This is a genomic window from uncultured Neglectibacter sp. (assembly GCA_937958185.1).
Classification (GTDB): domain Bacteria; phylum Bacillota; class Clostridia; order Oscillospirales; family Acutalibacteraceae; genus Acutalibacter.
The window spans coordinates 42,114-57,521 of the sequence record CALFFN010000021.1 but is presented as its reverse complement, the minus strand read 5'-3'; the positions used below and the strand labels follow the sequence as shown (position 1 = coordinate 57,521).

The 15,408-nt window shown below is 55.4% G+C and carries 16 protein-coding genes; 11 read left to right on the top strand and 5 right to left on the bottom strand.

The features are described 5' to 3' along the window. Nucleotides 1-31 precede the first annotated feature (31 nt). The 11 genes from AB8996_RS06025 (at nt 32) to AB8996_RS05975 (ending at nt 9,111) form a co-directional block, all read left to right on the top strand. On the top strand, nt 32-1,375 hold the full coding sequence (locus tag AB8996_RS06025; RefSeq protein ID WP_369298072.1) for a hemolysin family protein: 1,344 nt from the start codon (nt 32-34) through the stop codon (nt 1,373-1,375). A gap of 36 nt (nt 1,376-1,411) precedes the next feature. Then, nucleotides 1,412-2,809: an MATE family efflux transporter gene (locus tag AB8996_RS06020; RefSeq protein ID WP_369298071.1), complete on the top strand. Its 1,398-nt coding sequence runs from the start codon at nt 1,412-1,414 to the stop codon at nt 2,807-2,809. Further along, a complete protein-coding gene (locus AB8996_RS06015) occupies nt 2,806-3,132 on the top strand; it encodes a nucleotide pyrophosphohydrolase (protein WP_369298070.1) in 327 nt (108 codons plus the stop codon). The genes AB8996_RS06020 and AB8996_RS06015 overlap by 4 nt, the downstream gene beginning before the upstream one ends. A 71-nt stretch (nt 3,133-3,203) precedes the next feature. Then, nucleotides 3,204-4,571, top strand: coding sequence for a 23S rRNA (uracil(1939)-C(5))-methyltransferase RlmD (gene rlmD / locus AB8996_RS06010; protein WP_369298069.1), 1,368 nt, complete (start codon nt 3,204-3,206; stop codon nt 4,569-4,571). A 132-nt stretch (nt 4,572-4,703) separates the two neighbouring features. After that, nucleotides 4,704-5,540: a hypothetical protein gene (locus AB8996_RS06005; RefSeq protein ID WP_369298068.1), complete on the top strand. Its 837-nt coding sequence runs from the start codon at nt 4,704-4,706 to the stop codon at nt 5,538-5,540. A gap of 161 nt (nt 5,541-5,701) precedes the next feature. Further along, entirely contained in the window at nt 5,702-6,241 is a 540-nt protein-coding gene (locus AB8996_RS06000) for a hypothetical protein (RefSeq protein WP_369298067.1), read from the top strand. 58 nt (nt 6,242-6,299) lie between these two features. Next, nucleotides 6,300-7,031 carry a glycerophosphodiester phosphodiesterase gene (locus AB8996_RS05995; protein ID WP_369298066.1) on the top strand — a complete coding sequence of 244 codons (732 nt, stop codon included), beginning with the start codon at nt 6,300-6,302 and terminating at the stop codon, nt 7,029-7,031. Beyond that, a complete protein-coding gene (locus tag AB8996_RS05990; RefSeq protein WP_369298065.1) occupies nt 7,031-7,525 on the top strand; it encodes an NUDIX domain-containing protein in 495 nt (164 codons plus the stop codon). Before AB8996_RS05995 ends, AB8996_RS05990 begins: the two co-directional genes overlap by 1 nt. Further along, complete coding sequence (locus tag AB8996_RS05985; protein ID WP_369298064.1) at nt 7,504-7,890, top strand: MmcQ/YjbR family DNA-binding protein; 387 nt, start codon at nt 7,504-7,506, stop codon at nt 7,888-7,890. Before AB8996_RS05990 ends, AB8996_RS05985 begins: the two co-directional genes overlap by 22 nt. A gap of 4 nt (nt 7,891-7,894) precedes the next feature. Continuing rightward, nucleotides 7,895-8,731 (top strand): deoxyribonuclease IV, encoded by an 837-nt coding sequence (locus AB8996_RS05980; protein ID WP_369298063.1) that lies wholly within the window; start codon nt 7,895-7,897, stop codon nt 8,729-8,731. Nucleotides 8,732-8,919: 188 nt separating this feature from the next. Then, a complete protein-coding gene (locus AB8996_RS05975) occupies nt 8,920-9,111 on the top strand; it encodes an alpha/beta-type small acid-soluble spore protein (protein ID WP_369298062.1) in 192 nt (63 codons plus the stop codon). Between the two features lie 101 nt (nt 9,112-9,212). On the opposite strand, the gene dnaJ is transcribed toward AB8996_RS05975, so the two are convergent. From dnaJ to AB8996_RS05950, 5 genes are all read right to left on the bottom strand, one after another. Then, a complete protein-coding gene (dnaJ, locus tag AB8996_RS05970) occupies nt 9,213-10,349 on the bottom strand; it encodes a molecular chaperone DnaJ (protein WP_369298061.1) in 1,137 nt (378 codons plus the stop codon). A 125-nt stretch (nt 10,350-10,474) separates the two neighbouring features. After that, on the bottom strand, nt 10,475-12,319 hold the full coding sequence (gene dnaK, locus AB8996_RS05965; RefSeq protein WP_369298060.1) for a molecular chaperone DnaK: 1,845 nt from the start codon (nt 12,317-12,319) through the stop codon (nt 10,475-10,477). 142 nt (nt 12,320-12,461) lie between these two features. Then, on the bottom strand, nt 12,462-13,019 hold the full coding sequence (grpE, locus tag AB8996_RS05960) for a nucleotide exchange factor GrpE (RefSeq protein ID WP_369298059.1): 558 nt from the start codon (nt 13,017-13,019) through the stop codon (nt 12,462-12,464). 66 nt (nt 13,020-13,085) lie between these two features. After that, nucleotides 13,086-14,102: a heat-inducible transcriptional repressor HrcA gene (gene hrcA / locus AB8996_RS05955; protein WP_369298058.1), complete on the bottom strand. Its 1,017-nt coding sequence runs from the start codon at nt 14,100-14,102 to the stop codon at nt 13,086-13,088. A 342-nt stretch (nt 14,103-14,444) separates the two neighbouring features. Beyond that, nucleotides 14,445-15,362, bottom strand: coding sequence for an aldo/keto reductase family oxidoreductase (locus AB8996_RS05950; RefSeq protein ID WP_369298057.1), 918 nt, complete (start codon nt 15,360-15,362; stop codon nt 14,445-14,447). Nucleotides 15,363-15,408 lie beyond the last annotated feature (46 nt).

Here is a 15,408-nt window from a genome sequence, read left to right as displayed (position 1 = left end):
GCGGAAAAAATGAAAAAGGAGTTCTTTTCAAATGCCTGCTGAACCTGACGGCTCATCTGTTTTATGTATCTTATTCTCTGTCCTGCTGCTGATCCTCGCCGCTTTCTACAGCGCCGCGGATTCCGCCCTGGACTCTCTCTCCCCCTCCCAGCTGAAAAAGGAAGCGGAAGCCGGAGAGAAACGGGCAAAAAAACTGCAAAAGGCGCTGGACGCTCAAACCGGCATCGTTTTCCCCATTCAGTACGGGCTGCTGTTCGCGGGGCTTTTAGGCATCGCCCTGTGGAGCGCCGGGCTGTCCCCCATTTTGTGCGGGGCTTTTTCCGCCCTCAAGCCCGCGCCCCTGCGGGGCGTGCTTGCCTGCCTGCTGTCCGCCCTGTGCTATCTGCTGCTCTTTACCGTATTCGGCGACCTGCTGCCGAAAAAGGGCGTGCGGAAAAATCCCCAGCGCTTTGTCATGCGCCACGCGGGGCTGATTTGGGCGCTTTCCCAGCTGGCGAAGCCCTTCCTGCTCCTCTGCGCCCGCATTTCCAACGGCATTCTCCGGCTGTTCCGCATTGACCCCAAATCCCTGGAAGACGCGGTGACAGAGGAAGAGATCCTGCAGATCGTAGGCGAGGGCGAGGAAAAGGGCGTCATCGAAGAAACGGAAAAGGACATGATCGCCAATATCCTGGATTTTAACGACACCACCGTCGGCGAGACCATGACCCACCGGACGGATATCCTGGCGGTTGCCGACGACGCTTCCATCGGGGAAGCGGTGGAGGTCGCCGTGGAGAACGGCTGCTCCCGTATCCCGGTGTACCATGAGGACATCGACTCCGTGGTGGGTATCTGCTATGTGAAGGACCTGCTGCCCTATGTGGGAAAGGAGCTGCCGGATTTCGTCAGCCTGACGGATATGATGCGCCCCGCTTACTTTATCCCCGAAACGAAAAAATGCAGCCAGCTGTTCACAGAAATGACGGAACGCAAAGTGCAGATCGCCATTGTGGTGGACGAATACGGCGGCACCGCCGGGCTTATCACGCTGGAAGACCTGGTGGAATCCATCGTGGGCAATATTCAGGACGAGTACGATAACGAGGAAGAAGAGATTCAGCAGGTCAGTGAAACGGAATTTACCGTGGACGGCACCGCTTCCATCGACGAAATTTCCGATTTGACCGGGATCGAGCTGCCGGAGGGCGACTACGACACCATCGCTGGCTTTGTCACGGAGCAGTTGGGGCGCATTCCCAAAGAGGACGAGCACCCCAGCATCGAAGTCAGCGGACTGACCATCACCGTGCTGTCTGTGGAGGACCAGCGGCTGGCACGGCTGCTGCTGGTCAAGAACCTGCCCGGCGAAGAGGCAGAAGAAAACGAGGAGTAAAGCGGCTTTATCTCACAGAAAGAAGGAAACTGTCCCATGAAAGAAAAAACGCGCCGCGAACCTGATTTGGGGCACGGCAGCATCGGCAGGCTGTTGTTTTCTCTTGCTGTGCCCGCCATTACGGCGCAGCTTGTCAATATGCTCTATAATATTGTGGACCGCATTTACATCGGGCATATCCCCGAAACCGGGACAGCCGCCCTGACCGGCGTAGGCGTTACATTCCCCGTAATCATTCTCATCATGGCGTTCAGCTCGCTCATCGCCATGGGCGGCGCGCCCAGAGCCTCCATTGCGCTGGGAAAGCAGAACAAGGAAGAAGCGGAGCGCATTTTAAGCAACTGCTTCACCGCTCTGCTCCTGATCTCCGCAGTGCTGACCGTAGTGCTGTTTGTGTTTTCCGAGCCGATCCTGCGGGCGTTCGGCGCCAGTGACAACACTATAGGCTATGCCAACAGCTATATGCGCATTTACGTGTGCGGCACGGTGTTCGTACAGATCGCGCTGGGCATGAATATGTTTATCACCTCCCAGGGCTTCGCCACCACCAGTATGCTGACTGTCATCATCGGCGCGGCGCTGAACATTGCGCTGGACCCGGTGTTCATCTTTGTATTCAGCATGGGCGTACAGGGCGCGGCGCTGGCGACCATTCTGTCCCAGGCGGTTTCCGCCGTGTGGGTGCTTTTCTTCCTCTGTGGAAAGAAAACCACTATTAAAATCAAAAGGAGCTACATGCTCCCACGGAGGGATATCCTGCTGCCCGTGCTGGCATTGGGCGTTTCCCCCTTTATCATGCAGAGCACGGAAAGCCTGCTCAGCGTGGTGCTGAACACCTCGCTGCTGAAATACGGCGGGGATATCGCAGTGGGCGCCTATACGGTGCTGGCAAGCATTCTGCAGATCGTAAACCTTCCCCTGCAGGGGTTCGCTCAAGGTGCGCAGCCTATCACGAGCTATAATTACGGCGCCGGAGACTACAAGCGGGTACGGAAATCCGTGCGGCTGCTGGTGACCTGCTGTATGGTCTACTGCACGCTGTTCTGGCTGGCGCTGGAGCTGTTCCCCCAGGTGTTTGTGGGCATTTTCTCCAATGACCCGGAGCTGATGGAGACCGCCGTGTGGGCGACCAGGATCTTTATGTTCGGCTGCTTTGCTTCCGGCGCGCAGATGAGCTTCCAGCAGTCTTTTCTGGCGCTGGGGCAGGCAAAGTCCTCCCTGCTGCTGGCACTGCTGCGAAAAATCGTTCTGCTGATCCCCCTTATCTATATCCTGCCCCTCTTCTTTGCGGATAAGCTGTTCGGCGTATTTGTGGCGGAGCCTATCGCGGATATCCTTGCCGCTGCGGTCACCACCGTTTCCTTCCTTGTGTGGGCAAAAAAGAACCTGAGAAAAAAGCCGGAGGAGTCAAATAAAAAGGAGGGCCTTTCATGAGCAATTTTGGTTTTACCCAAATGCAGGAAATTCAAAAGGAGCTGCAAGCCCATTATGAGGACATCTGGGGCGGGCTGTCCCCGGAAAAGGGGCGGGACACCCTGCTGTGGGCGATCATAGAAGCCGGAGAAATGGCGGATATCATCAAAAAGCAGGGCGACAGCGCCATCATGGAGGACGAGGAAGCAAGACGGCACTTTATTGAGGAATTTTGCGATACCATGATGTATTTGAACGACCTGCTGCTCTGCTATTCCATTTCCCCGGAGGACGTGGAAAAAATTTATCTGGAAAAGCACCGGCGGAACATGGAACGCTGGTAAAAGCTGAAAACGGCGGGAAGGGCTTCTTTCCCGCTTTTTTCGGGGCTGCTTACGGAGAGGAGGTGCGCGGCATGAGCCTGAAAAAGAATGACCTGATCGAGCTTTCCATCACCGGCATGACGGCGGAGGGCATGGGCGTGGGGCACCACGGCGGCATGGCGGTGTTCGTTCCCCTGACCGCCCCGGGAGATACGGCAGAGGTAAAAATCGTCAAGGTGCTGAAGAATTTTTCTTACGGCAGGCTGGAACGCCTGCTGTCCCCCTCCCCGGATAGGATTCAGCCGGACTGCCCGGTTTTTTCCCAATGCGGGGGCTGCTGCTATCGGCATATCAGCTATGAAGCGGAGCTGAAGATCAAGTGGACAAAGGTGCAGGACGCGCTGACAAGGATCGGCGGGCTGGAAGACCTGCCCCTGCGCCCCATTCTCGGCGCGGCGGAGCGGAACGGCTACCGCAACAAGGCGCTGCTGCCCTTGGGCGCTGCCGCCGACGGCTCTCTGACCATGGGCTTTTACGCGGTGAATTCCCACCGCATTGTAAACTGTGAGAGCTGCCTGCTGCAGCCGGAGGAATTTTCCGCCGCCATGGGCGCTTTCCGGCAGTGGGCGGAGCAATACGGCGATCCCGTATATCAGGAGGAAGCTCACACCGGGAGAATGCGGCGGCTGTACCTGCGCAAGGGTGAGAAAACGGGAGAAATCATGGCGTGCGTAGTGGTAAACGGCAATGGGCTGCACCACGAGCAGGAGCTGGTCTCCGCGCTGAGGACTGCCGTGCCGGGGCTTGCCAGCGTCATTGTCAATTCCAACCGGGAGCGCACCAATGTGGCGCTGGGAAAACAGTGCCGGACGGTCTGGGGCAGCGATACCATTCAGGACCAGCTGTGCGGGCTGAGCTTCCGGCTCTCTCCCCTGTCCTTCTATCAGATCAACCGCAGCCAGGCGGAGCGCTTATACGAAAAAGCCGCCGAATACGCCGGGCTGACAGGGCGGGAGCTGCTGTTGGACCTGTATTGCGGCGCGGGGACCATCGGGCTTTCCATGGCAAAAAAGGCAAGGAAGGTCATCGGTGTGGAGATCGTGCCGGAAGCCGTGGAAAACGCCCGGCAGAACGCCGCCGACAACCATATTTCCAACGCCGAGTTTCTCTGCGGCGACGCGGCGCAGGCGGCAGCGGAGCTTTCCCGCCGCGGCGAGCGCCCTGACGTGATCGTCCTTGACCCGCCCCGAAAGGGCTGCGCCGGGGATCTGATCGAAACCGTAGTCAATTTTCAACCCCGGCGGATCGTTTACGTCTCCTGCGACCCGGCGACCCTGGCGCGGGACCTGAAGCGTTTTGCGGAATTGGGCTATCCCCCGGTAGAAGCCACCCCGGTGGATATGTTCCCGGCTACGAGCCATGTGGAGACGGTAGTGTTGATGTCACGAAAAAATGCTTGATTTTACTTGGATTGTGAGTGTTAACAACACGGTCTACTCGACTTTGAGAAGGATTTTTAGTAAGAGGGAATCAAGGTAATAATCGTAAAATCCATAGGCTGAGTTGAAAAAATGGATAGAAGAGGGCTATTGATGAAAATAATGACGTGGAATATTAAAGGTGAAGCTTCTTTAGGTTGGAATAATCTGTATGAGATAAAGAGAGAATTAGTCGATAAAGTAATGGAACAAAAAGCTGATGTTATCGTACTAACCGCATTTGTTATTGCAAAAGGTATAGATTATCTGTTTGAAAGCCTCCAAAACGAAGGATATATTTGGTTTCAACAAAGCCGGAGTGGAAAAAATGGAATTCTTATTGCGCTAAAACGAGAACTTATAAAGGATAAGGAATTAATAGACCGAGTATATAACAAAGACATTATTTCATCGGTAGTAGATGGGTGTAACATTTTGCGAGTTATTGTCCCGCTAGTATGTGGAAAAAATCTTTGTGTTATAGGTTGTAGAATGGAAACAGGTGGAAGAGGTTCTCTTGAAGAACAGTATAATTTAGAAAAGGAGCATTTTGAGAATATTCTAATTCCTACTATTCAGTCTATAGAACATAACTATTTGCACATTTTATGTGGTGACTTTAATAATGCAAAATATTACGGGGAATTAGAAAAAACATTTGAAGAAGTAAAAGAAAAATACAAGAAACAGGAATGGAATAACGCAAAAAATAGATATGAAGGACCCTCTCTGCCAGTTGCCCAATACAATTATAATTTGCATATAATAAAAGATTTATTAAAGGAGAATGGTTTAGAACTATGCGAGAAAGAAAATGATTGGACATATAAGCATTTAATTCATAACGACCATATTTTTGTTAAAGGGCTAACATATGTAAGTAGTGGAATTATTGAAAACAACCTGTCTGACCACAATATATTATGGTCAGAAGTAAAACTTGAAAATTAAATTTTCGTGGTGCTCTTGGGTTGATATGTTCTCACAAATGTCTAAAACAAGAAAACGGCAGTTGATATGCTTCCCTCAATTGTAAAATTAGCAAAGGCATTTAACCTATTGTTTCAGCCTATGCGGAAACGGCGTGCCTATTAGAGCGGAGGTGACATACGGTGGCAAAAACGATGAAGTGGGCTGCGGGGATTTTCCTCGCGCTGACCCTTGTGCTGGCGGTGAGCTATCGGTTCTTTCCTGCCGGTGTTCTGCTGACCCTTGCCATTACCGCCGGGACCATCAGCTATCATCTGTGTATGCGGCTGCTGGTGGGCGGGGCTTTCCGCGTGCTCCTGAAAAACCGGGCGGATTACCACCGACGCTGGTACAGGCTTCATCATTGGGAAAAGCGGCTCTACGAAAAGCTGCGGGTCAAAAAATGGAAAGCGCATCTTCCCACCTTTCAGCCGGAACTGTTCGACCCGCGCCTGCACACCTGGGAAGAGATCGCTCAGGCGATGTGCCAGGCAGAGCTGGTTCACGAGACCATCATCGTGTTGAGCTTCCTGCCGCTGGCGTTCGTTCCCCTGTTCGGCTCGTTTCCCACGTTTTTACTGACTTCCCTGGGCAGCGCCGCTTTTGACGGGCTGTTTGTAATGTTACAGCGCTATAACCGCCCGCGGGTCATACATCTGATAGAAAGGGAAAAACCCTCTTGATTTTGCCGGGAAACCGCGGTATAACGAAAGAAAGCTTTGCAGAAAAGAGGTTCTGCTTATGGATACTATCAAAATAAAAAACGGAAGCACGAAAATGATCGCCCACCGGGGGCTGAGCGGGCTGGAAACGGAGAATACCTGCGCGGCGTTTGTGGCGGCAGGGAACCGCGCCTCTTATTTTGGGGTGGAAACGGATATCCACCGCACGGGCGACGGGCATTTTATCCTTCATCACGACCCGGACACCTCCCGGGTGGGCAGGGAAAAACTGGTGGTGGAGCAGAGCGATTTTGCCGACCTGCGGGAGCTCACGCTCTATGACAGGGACAGCGGCAAAAAACGTGCAGACCTGCGTCTCCCCACGCTGGAGGAATACATCGGCATTTGCAAACGCTATGAAAAGACCTGCGTGCTGGAGCTGAAAAGTGATTTTTCGGACGGAGAAATCAGGGAGATCATCACTTCCATCGAAAAGCTGCAATGGCTGGACCGGGTGGTCTTCATTGCGTTCGGCTATGAGAACCTCCTCAAGGTTCGGAAAGTCAAGCCCCGGCAGCCCTGCCAGTTTTTGGTGGAGCATTTTTCCCGCGACCTGCTGACGCTGTTGGTGAAAGACGATATCGACCTGGACATCTACTACCCCGTCTTGACAAAGGACATCATAGAGCTCTGCCATGAAAACAATGTGCTGGTAAACTGCTGGACGGTGGACAAACAGAAGGACGCACAGCGGCTCATCGGCTGGGGCGTGGATTTTATCACCTCCAACATTTTGGAGGGCGAAGCCTGATGAAGCAGTTCAGTGTGGATTTGAAGGATTACCCCGCGGGTGGCACGGTGTTCCACCGAACCGCCGTGCGCGGCATCGTGCAAAACGGCGGGCTGTTTTTGCTGGTCACCAACAAATTCGGAGATTACAAATTCCCCGGCGGCGGTATGGAACCCGGCGAAACGCCCGAGGAGACCCTGTCCAGAGAGATTTGGGAGGAAACCGGCTACAAAATGGTTCCCGGCTCCCTGCGGCAGTACGCCGCTGTCAAGGAGCTGCGCAAGGGGCTGACCGCCGATATTCTGGAAATGGAAAACCTGTACTATTTCTGTGAGGTCCAGGGAGAGCCTGTCCCCCTTTCGCTGGACGATTACGAGGCGGAGGAAGAATTTCGGGCAGAATGGGTCGCGCTGCCGGAGGCACTGCGCAAAAACCGGGAAGCGGCAAAGGAAAACAAAAACCCGTGGGTACTGAGGGAAATCAGGGTGATGGAATGTCTGGAACAGGAAAATTGACCACACGGCAGGCAGTCATTGCATTTTGCCTGTCTCTGGGGGAAGCTGTATACGAGGATTATCCCTTTGACGACGACAACTGGACGGTGATGCGCCACCGGGGAAACAAGAAGGGTTTCGCCTTTTTATACGAATATCAGGGACGGCTGCAGGTCAATGTAAAGTGCGACCCGGCGGGCATCAGCTTTTGGCGGGACAGCTTTGACGGCGTTCTGCCCGCTTATCACATGAACAAGGCGCACTGGAACACCATCGTGCTGGACGGCTCCGTGCCGGACGCGGACGTAAAAGCCATGCTGTCCGACAGCTATTCGCTGACACGCCCCATGCCGAAACGGAAAAAATCTCAGAAAGAAAAGGACTGAGCTTATGTTAAAAATCGGGTGCCACCTTTCCAGCTCCAAGGGCTTTCTTGCAATGGGCAGGACCGCGGTGGAGATCGGGGCGAACACGCTCCAGTTTTTCACCAGAAATCCCAGAGGCGGCAAAGCGAAGGAGCTTGACCTGCAGGACGTGGAGCAGTACAAAAGCTTTGCGGCGGAGCATGGGCTGTTCCCCATTCTTGCCCATGCCCCCTACACGCTGAACGCCTGCGCCGCCGACGAGGGGCTGCGGGAATTTGCCCAAAACACCATGGCGGACGACCTTGCCCGGCTGGAGCATCTGCCCGGCAGCCTCTACAATTTCCACCCCGGCAGCCATGTGAAACAGGGCGCCGATGTGGGCATTTCCCTGATCGCGGAGCAGTTGAACGCCATTCTTACGCCGGAGCAGTCCACCACCGTGCTGCTGGAAACCATGGCGGGAAAAGGCTCGGAGATCGGCAAAAGCTTTGCGGAGCTGCGGGAAATTCTGGACAGGGTAAAGCTGTCCGATAAAATGGGCGTGTGTCTTGACACCTGCCACGTTTTTGACGGCGGCTATGACATTGTAGGGCAGTTGGACGCGGTTCTGGAGGAATTTGACCGGGTCATCGGGCTTTCCCGGCTGCGCGCCGTTCATTTGAACGACAGCAAAAATCCGCTGGGAAGCCACAAGGACCGCCACGAAAAGCTGGGCGAGGGCAGTATCGGCTTGGCGGCGCTGACGGCAATCGTCAACCACCCCGCGCTGCGGGAGCTGCCTTTCTATCTGGAAACGCCCAACGAGCTGGACGGATACGCCAGGGAGATCGCTACGATGAAAGACGTTTATCGGGAAATCTGAAGCACATCATAAAAGGAACTCCCTGCCGGGCTTGTCAGCGCTTTCGGCAGGGCGTTTTTTCTGGAAAAAGCCCTGGGGAAAATTTTTCCGAATTTTTGAAAAAATTGTCATTCATAAGAGACGGCGTTCGAGTCAGAATACTTAGTGCAAACGCAAACGAAAAAACTTTTTTTGAAGGAGAGAGAACGATGAAGAGCAATTCTGTTATGGTTCCCGAAGCAAAGGACGCCATGGAGCGTTTCAAGAACGAGGCTGCCTCTGAAGTGGGCGTTTCTCTGAAGCAGGGCTACAACGGCGACCTGACCTCCCGCCAGGCTGGTTCCATTGGAGGCCAGATGGTAAAGAAAATGATCGAGAGCTATGAAAAGGGCATGAAGTAAGAAGCTTCCTCCCGAAAAGCGCTCTGCCGGGCAACCGGCAGGGCGCTTTTTCTCACAAAAAATCTCCCGCGCCAAAACGGAGCGGGAGATTTGGGAAATGCTTACTCTCCTTTGAATTTGGAGAAAAAGCTTTTGCGCTTTTGATAGTTCTTGTCGCCGGTATCGGAATCCAGCTGGCGGAGCAGGTCCTTTTGCTTCTCGTTCAGGTTCTTGGGAATCTCCACGACCACCTGCACGTACTGGTCGCCCCGCGCCCTGGAATGCAGGCTCTGTATCCCCCTGCCCTTCAGCCGGAACACGTCGCCGGGCTGGGTGCCCTCGTGGATATGGTAGCTGACCTTGCCGTCCAGCGTGGGGACCTCTACGTCCGCACCCAAAGCCGCCTGGGTAAAGGTAATGGGCATATCGCACCACACATCGTTGCCCCGGCGCTCAAAAATCGGGTGGGGTCGGACGGAAACATACACGTGCAGGTCGCCGGAGGGACCGCCGTTTGCCCCGGCGTTCCCCTTGCCGCCCACGTTCAAGATCTGCTCGTCCTCGATCCCGGCGGGGACGGTGACCTCCAGCGTCTTTTTCCGCCGGAGCTTCCCCTTCCCGTCACAGGTCTTGCAGGGGGTGTCAATGATCTTGCCGGAGCCCCGGCAGCGGTCGCAGGTCTGAGAGGACTGCACCACGCCGAAGGGTGTGCGCTGGCTGATACGCACCTGTCCCGTGCCGTTGCAGTTGGGACAGGCTTTGGGAGAAGTGCCCGGGGCTGCGCCTGTGCCGTGGCAGTCGTCACAATCCTCTATCTGCTGATAGGTGATGGTCTTTTTGCAGCCCTTTGCCGCTTCCTCAAAGGAAATGACGATATTCGCCTGCACATCGCTGCCGCGCCGGGGAGCGTTGGGGTTGGCTCTGCGGGCGCTGCCCCCAAAGCCGCCGCCAAAGAAGCTGTCAAAAATATCCGTAAAGTCAAAGCCGCCCTGGAACGGTCCCGCGCCGCCTGCGCCGCCGCCGAAATTGGGATCGACGCCCGCGTGCCCGAACTGGTCGTATCTTGCCCGCTTATCGCTGTCGGAAAGCACCTCATAGGCTTCATTGGCTTCCTTGAATTTTGCTTCCGCTTCCTTGTCGCCGGGGTTCAGGTCCGGGTGATATTTTTTTGCCAGCGCCCGGTACGCTTTTTTGATCTCATCTTCAGAAGCGCCCTTTTGAACACCCAGCACCTCGTAATAATCCCTTTTATCCGCCATGCGCGTCACTCCCTCTTCGGTCGGCACCGATTTCTGGAAAACCTGCCGTTGCACCCAAAACGCAGGGGTGTTCTCCCCTGCGCCCTGGTATCACGGTTCCCGGCTGCCTGCCGGTTCTTCTTACTTTAGTTTACGTCCTTGTAGTCCGCGTCGTACACGTTGCCGTCGCCGCCCTGACCGCCGCCGTTGCCGCCGTCATAGGGAGGCTGCTGGTCGCCGGGGTTCCCGCCGCCGGGATTGCCCTGCTGGTAGAGCTTCTCGCTGACAGCATAGACTGCTTTTTGCAGTTCGTCCATACCGGCTTTGATAGCGTCCACCGTGCCGTTCTGCATGGTCTCCCGCAGAGCCGCGACCTTGTTGTTGATTTCCGTCTTATCCGCTTCCTGAAGCTTGTCGCCGCTGTCGCTGACCAGCTTCTCCGCAGTATAGCACAGGTTTTCAGCGTTGTTCTTAGTGTCTACCTCTTCCCTGCGCTTCTTGTCTTCCTCGGCAAACTGCTCCGCTGCCTTTACAGCCGCGTCAATGTCCTCCTTGCTCATGTTGGAGCTGGAAGAGATGGTGATGTGCTGCTCCTTGCCCGTGCCTAAATCCTTTGCGGAGACGTTCACGATGCCGTTTGCGTCGATATCGAAGGTGACCTCGATCTGAGGAATGCCACGGGGAGCGGGAGCAATGCCGTCCAGCTTAAAGAGACCCAGCTGCTTGTTATCCCTGGCAAATTCGCGCTCGCCCTGGAGGACGTTGACCTCCACCTGGGTCTGCCCGTCGGCGGCAGTGGAGAAAATCTGGCTCTTCTTGGTGGGAATGGTGGTGTTGCGGTCAATGATCTTGGTCATCACGCCGCCCATGGTCTCTACGCCCAGAGACAGGGGCGTAACGTCCAGCAGCAGCAGACCCTGCACCTCGCCGCCCAGCACGCCTGCCTGGATAGCGGCGCCGATGGCAACGCACTCGTCGGGGTTGATGCCCTTAAAGGGCTCCTTGCCGATGAAGTTCTTCACAGCCTCCTGCACGGCGGGAATTCTGGAGGAACCGCCCACCAGCAGCACCTTGCTGATGTCGTTGATAGAAAGCCCGCTGTCCTGCAGCGCCTGGCGCACGGGACCCATGGTCTTCTCCACCAGATCGGCGGTCAACTCATTGAACTTGGCGCGGCTGAGGGTCATATCCAAATGCTTGGGACCGGAAGCGTCCGCCGTGATGAAGGGCAGGTTGATGGCAGCGCTGGTCACGCCGGACAGCTCGATCTTTGCCTTTTCCGCCGCTTCCTTAATGCGCTGCATTGCCATCTTGTCGCCGGACAGGTCAACGCCCTGCTCCGCCTTGAAGCCCTGCACGATCCAGTCGATAACACGCTGGTCGAAGTCGTCGCCGCCCAGACGGTTGTTGCCGGCAGTCGCCAGAACCTCCTGTACGCCATCGCCCATTTCAATGATGGACACATCGAAGGTGCCGCCGCCCAGGTCGTAGACCATGACCTTCTGGTCGTTGTCCTTATCCACGCCGTAGGAAAGAGCCGCGGCGGTGGGCTCGTTGATGATACGTTTTACGTCCAGACCCGCGATCTTGCCGGCGTCCTTGGTCGCCTGCCGCTGGGCGTCGGTAAAGTAGGCGGGAACGGTGATGACGGCGCTGCTGACGGTCTCGCCCAGATAGGCTTCCGCGTCGGCTTTCAGCTTTTGCAGGATCATTGCGGAAACTTCCTGGGGGGTGTAGCTCTTGTCGTCAATGGTCACCTTGTAGTTGGAGCCCATTTCCCTCTTGATGGAGGAAACGGTGCGCTCGGGATTGGTGACTGCCTGGCGCTTTGCCACCTGACCCACCATGCGCTCCCCCGTTTTGGAGAAAGCCACCACGGAGGGAGTGGTGCGGGCGCCCTCTGCGTTGGCGATGACCACGGGCTCGCCGCCCTCGATCACAGCCACACAGGAGTTTGTCGTACCCAAATCAATACCAATTGTCTTTGCCATACTGAATTACCTACCTTTGATAAATTTTTATACTTTGTGGATTCTCAATAAAGCCAGTGCTTTTTTCTTTAGATTCTGGATACTGGATTCTAGATTCTAGAGAAAAGACCTTTTCCAGGATCTAGCATCTAGCGTCCAGCATCTAGTTTGCGACCTGCACCATGGCGTGGCGCACCACCCTGTCTCCCAAAAGATACCCTTTCTGGTAGACAGCGGAAATGACGTTCTCGCCCATGCTCTCATCGTCGATATGGGCAACGGCATTGTGGAGGTTGGGGTCGAAGGTCTCCCCCACTTCTCCCACAGCGGTGATGCCCAGCTTTTCAAAGGCGGCGGAAATCTCCGCTTCTATCATTTCCACGCCCTTGCGCATATCCTCCGCAGAGGCGCTTTCCTGTGCCAGCGCCCGCTCAATATTATCGGCAATGGGCAGAAGCGCCTGCACCGTATCGGACACGGCGTTGTTGTAAACGGCGTTCTTTTCATTCTGGCTGCGCTTTCGGAAATTGTCATACTCGGCGAGCACCCGCAAATGCTGCTGCTTATGGGTCTCAAATTCTTCCTGCAGCTTTTGGAGCTGCTCCTTTTCGGGAGACTGCTTCTTTTTCTTTTTTTCCTCTTTGGGGGGCGGGGCGGCTTCTTCCGGCTGCACGGCAGCTTCTGTCTCCAGCTCCTGCTCCTTTTCGTTTTCCTGATCCATCTTTATGACATCTCCTTTTCGATCATTTCCTTAGTCAGACAGCTTAAATTGGAACCAGAGTTTTCCTTATTCTTCCCGCATGAGCACGGTAAGCATTCGGCTGACCTCGATTGTCAAATACTGTAAAACGGCAATAGCTCCGGCATAATCCATTCTGGTGGGTCCCAGCAGCGCCAGGGCGCCCATGTCCTGCCCGTCCACCGCGTAACGGGAAACCAGCAGAGACGCGCTTTGCAGTTCCGGGCGGTCGATCTCGCTGCCGATGAGCACGGAAATTTTTCCGGGCTTCCTGCGCAGAAGAGAGACCACATCTTCCTTTCTCTCCAGCAGGTCCATCATGCGGCGGTGCTCCAGCTCAGGATAAAACAGCAGGTTCATCTGCCCGCTGATCAGAGTCTCGGTCTGCACCGTGTCCTGCGCGGTTTCCAGCAGCGCCTGCAGCGCCGAACCGACCAGCGCGTACATTTCTCCCAGGGAAGCGCCCATGGTCTGGAGGAACGCAGGAGTGATCTCCGAGACCTCTTTTCCCGTGACGCGCTCATTGAAAATGCGGAACAGCACCCGCATGATCTCCCCGGTCAGGTCAAAGTCACAATGGAAGACCTTTGTTTTCATGGTTCCTGCGGAGCTGATGAGCACCAGCATGGCGGTCCGGCGGCTGGTCTGCACGAACTGCACCGCCTTCACCGTTGCCAGCAGCCCGCTGGGGGTGGTCACAGTCGCCGCGTACCGCGTGGCGGACGCCAGCACCTTACTGACCCGGCGCAAAAGCTGCTCAGGCTCGAAAGCGCTGCCCAGCAGCATGGAATCAAAATACCTCCGCTCCTCTTCTCGGAGCTGCGGGACCTGCATGAGCCGGTCCACATATTCCCGGTAGCCCTTTTGAGAGGGCACCCTGCCCGCTGAGGTGTGGGGCTGTTCCAGCAGACCCATGGCGATCAGGTCAGCCATTTCGCTGCGGACGGTGGCGGAGGAAACGCCGATCTCCTCGGCAATCGCCTTTGACCCCACGGGTTCGCCGCTTTTTACAAAGTCCCGAACCACGGAGGAAAGTATCTTTTCTTTCCGTGGAGTCATTTCCATGCCCTGACAGTCCTTTCTGTTTTTTTGGTTTTAGCACTCTTTTGAGTCGAGTGCTAACCATTGACTATAATTTACCACGTAGGTCAGAAAAAGTCAAGATACCAATTTGTAAATTAAATATGAATTTCTCGGTGAGCCACCGGGGGCAATCGGGAAGCTGCTTTTTTTCTATGAGCCAACAGACGACCCGACCGCGGGTCTGTGCAGTTTATCACTCCGCTTACGGTGAGCCACCGAGGGCAATCGGAAAATGAGCTTCTGCACGCAAAAAAAGCACAGGCAAAAGCCTGTGCTTTGTTCTGCTTGAATCTTTAATATCCAGAATCCAGTATCTAGTATCTATCACGGCAGCTCATTCCCTGCCGCGCGGTACAGCCCGTACCACTCGCTTCTGGTCAATTCGATATCCGCGCCTTTGGCGATCTCCTGCAATCGCCGGGGATTTGTGGTGCCGGTGATGACCTGAATCTTTGCCGGGTGACGGAGGATCCACGCGGCGGCAATGGCAGCCTTGGTCACACCGTACTTTTCCCCCAGCTCTCCCAGCGCTTTGTTCAGCTCCGGGAAAGATTCGTTATCCAGAAAGCTGCCCTCAAAGAAGCCGTACTGGAAAGGCGACCACGCCTGCAACGTGATCCCCTGCAGGCGGCAGTAGTCCAGCACCTCGCCGTCGCGGTCACTGGAATTGGGGAAGCCGGTATTGGTCTGGATAGCGTGGTCGATCATGCCCGTACACATCAGCCCGAACTGCATCTGGTTCGCCCGGAGCTTCTGCTTCAGCCCGGACTGGAGCAGGGCAAACTGGCGGGCATTGAAATTGCTGACGCCAAACTGGCGCACCTTGCCGGAAGTCTCCAATTGCGCGAAAGCCTCCCCCACCTCGTCCGGCTCCATCAAAGCGTCCGGGCGGTGGAGCAGGAGAAAATCCAGATGGTCCGTGTGCAGGCGGCGCAGAATGCCGTCGACGCTGCGCAAAATGTAATCTCTGGAAAAATCATACATTCCATCGTGGATGGCGCATTTGCTTTGCAGCACCAGCCTGTCCCGGAGACCGGGCTCCTGCTGCAAAACGCTGCCGAACAGCTCCTCGCTTTTCCCGCCGCCGTAAATATCGGCGTGGTCAAAGAAATTGACGCCGCAGTCCAACGCGGTGTGAAGATAAGCGGACAGCTCCTTCCCGCTGAGAGAAGCAATGCGCATACAGCCCTGCCCGATGACGGAAGCCTGTATGCCGCTGCCGCCGATATCCATTGTTTTCATAAGAGAATTTCCTTTCTGCCAAGAAAGCTATCTACTGAGAAAAAAG

What these genes read in the sequence shown, in the direction of transcription:
- AB8996_RS06025 (WP_369298072.1), top strand. Translation starts at nt 32, where the DNA reads ATGCCTGCTGAACCTGACGGCTCATCTGTTTTATGTATCTTATTCTCT.
- AB8996_RS06020 (WP_369298071.1), top strand. Translation starts at nt 1,412, where the DNA reads ATGAAAGAAAAAACGCGCCGCGAACCTGATTTGGGGCACGGCAGCATC.
- AB8996_RS06015 (WP_369298070.1), top strand. Translation starts at nt 2,806, where the DNA reads ATGAGCAATTTTGGTTTTACCCAAATGCAGGAAATTCAAAAGGAGCTG.
- rlmD (WP_369298069.1), top strand. Translation starts at nt 3,204, where the DNA reads ATGAGCCTGAAAAAGAATGACCTGATCGAGCTTTCCATCACCGGCATG.
- AB8996_RS06005 (WP_369298068.1), top strand. Translation starts at nt 4,704, where the DNA reads ATGAAAATAATGACGTGGAATATTAAAGGTGAAGCTTCTTTAGGTTGG.
- AB8996_RS05995 (WP_369298066.1), top strand. Translation starts at nt 6,300, where the DNA reads ATGGATACTATCAAAATAAAAAACGGAAGCACGAAAATGATCGCCCAC.
- AB8996_RS05990 (WP_369298065.1), top strand. Translation starts at nt 7,031, where the DNA reads ATGAAGCAGTTCAGTGTGGATTTGAAGGATTACCCCGCGGGTGGCACG.
- AB8996_RS05985 (WP_369298064.1), top strand. Translation starts at nt 7,504, where the DNA reads ATGTCTGGAACAGGAAAATTGACCACACGGCAGGCAGTCATTGCATTT.
- AB8996_RS05980 (WP_369298063.1), top strand. Translation starts at nt 7,895, where the DNA reads ATGTTAAAAATCGGGTGCCACCTTTCCAGCTCCAAGGGCTTTCTTGCA.
- AB8996_RS05975 (WP_369298062.1), top strand. Translation starts at nt 8,920, where the DNA reads ATGAAGAGCAATTCTGTTATGGTTCCCGAAGCAAAGGACGCCATGGAG.
- dnaJ (WP_369298061.1), bottom strand. Translation starts at nt 10,349, where the DNA reads ATGGCGGATAAAAGGGATTATTACGAGGTGCTGGGTGTTCAAAAGGGC.
- dnaK (WP_369298060.1), bottom strand. Translation starts at nt 12,319, where the DNA reads ATGGCAAAGACAATTGGTATTGATTTGGGTACGACAAACTCCTGTGTG.
- grpE (WP_369298059.1), bottom strand. Translation starts at nt 13,019, where the DNA reads ATGGATCAGGAAAACGAAAAGGAGCAGGAGCTGGAGACAGAAGCTGCC.
- hrcA (WP_369298058.1), bottom strand. Translation starts at nt 14,102, where the DNA reads ATGGAAATGACTCCACGGAAAGAAAAGATACTTTCCTCCGTGGTTCGG.
- AB8996_RS05950 (WP_369298057.1), bottom strand. Translation starts at nt 15,362, where the DNA reads ATGAAAACAATGGATATCGGCGGCAGCGGCATACAGGCTTCCGTCATC.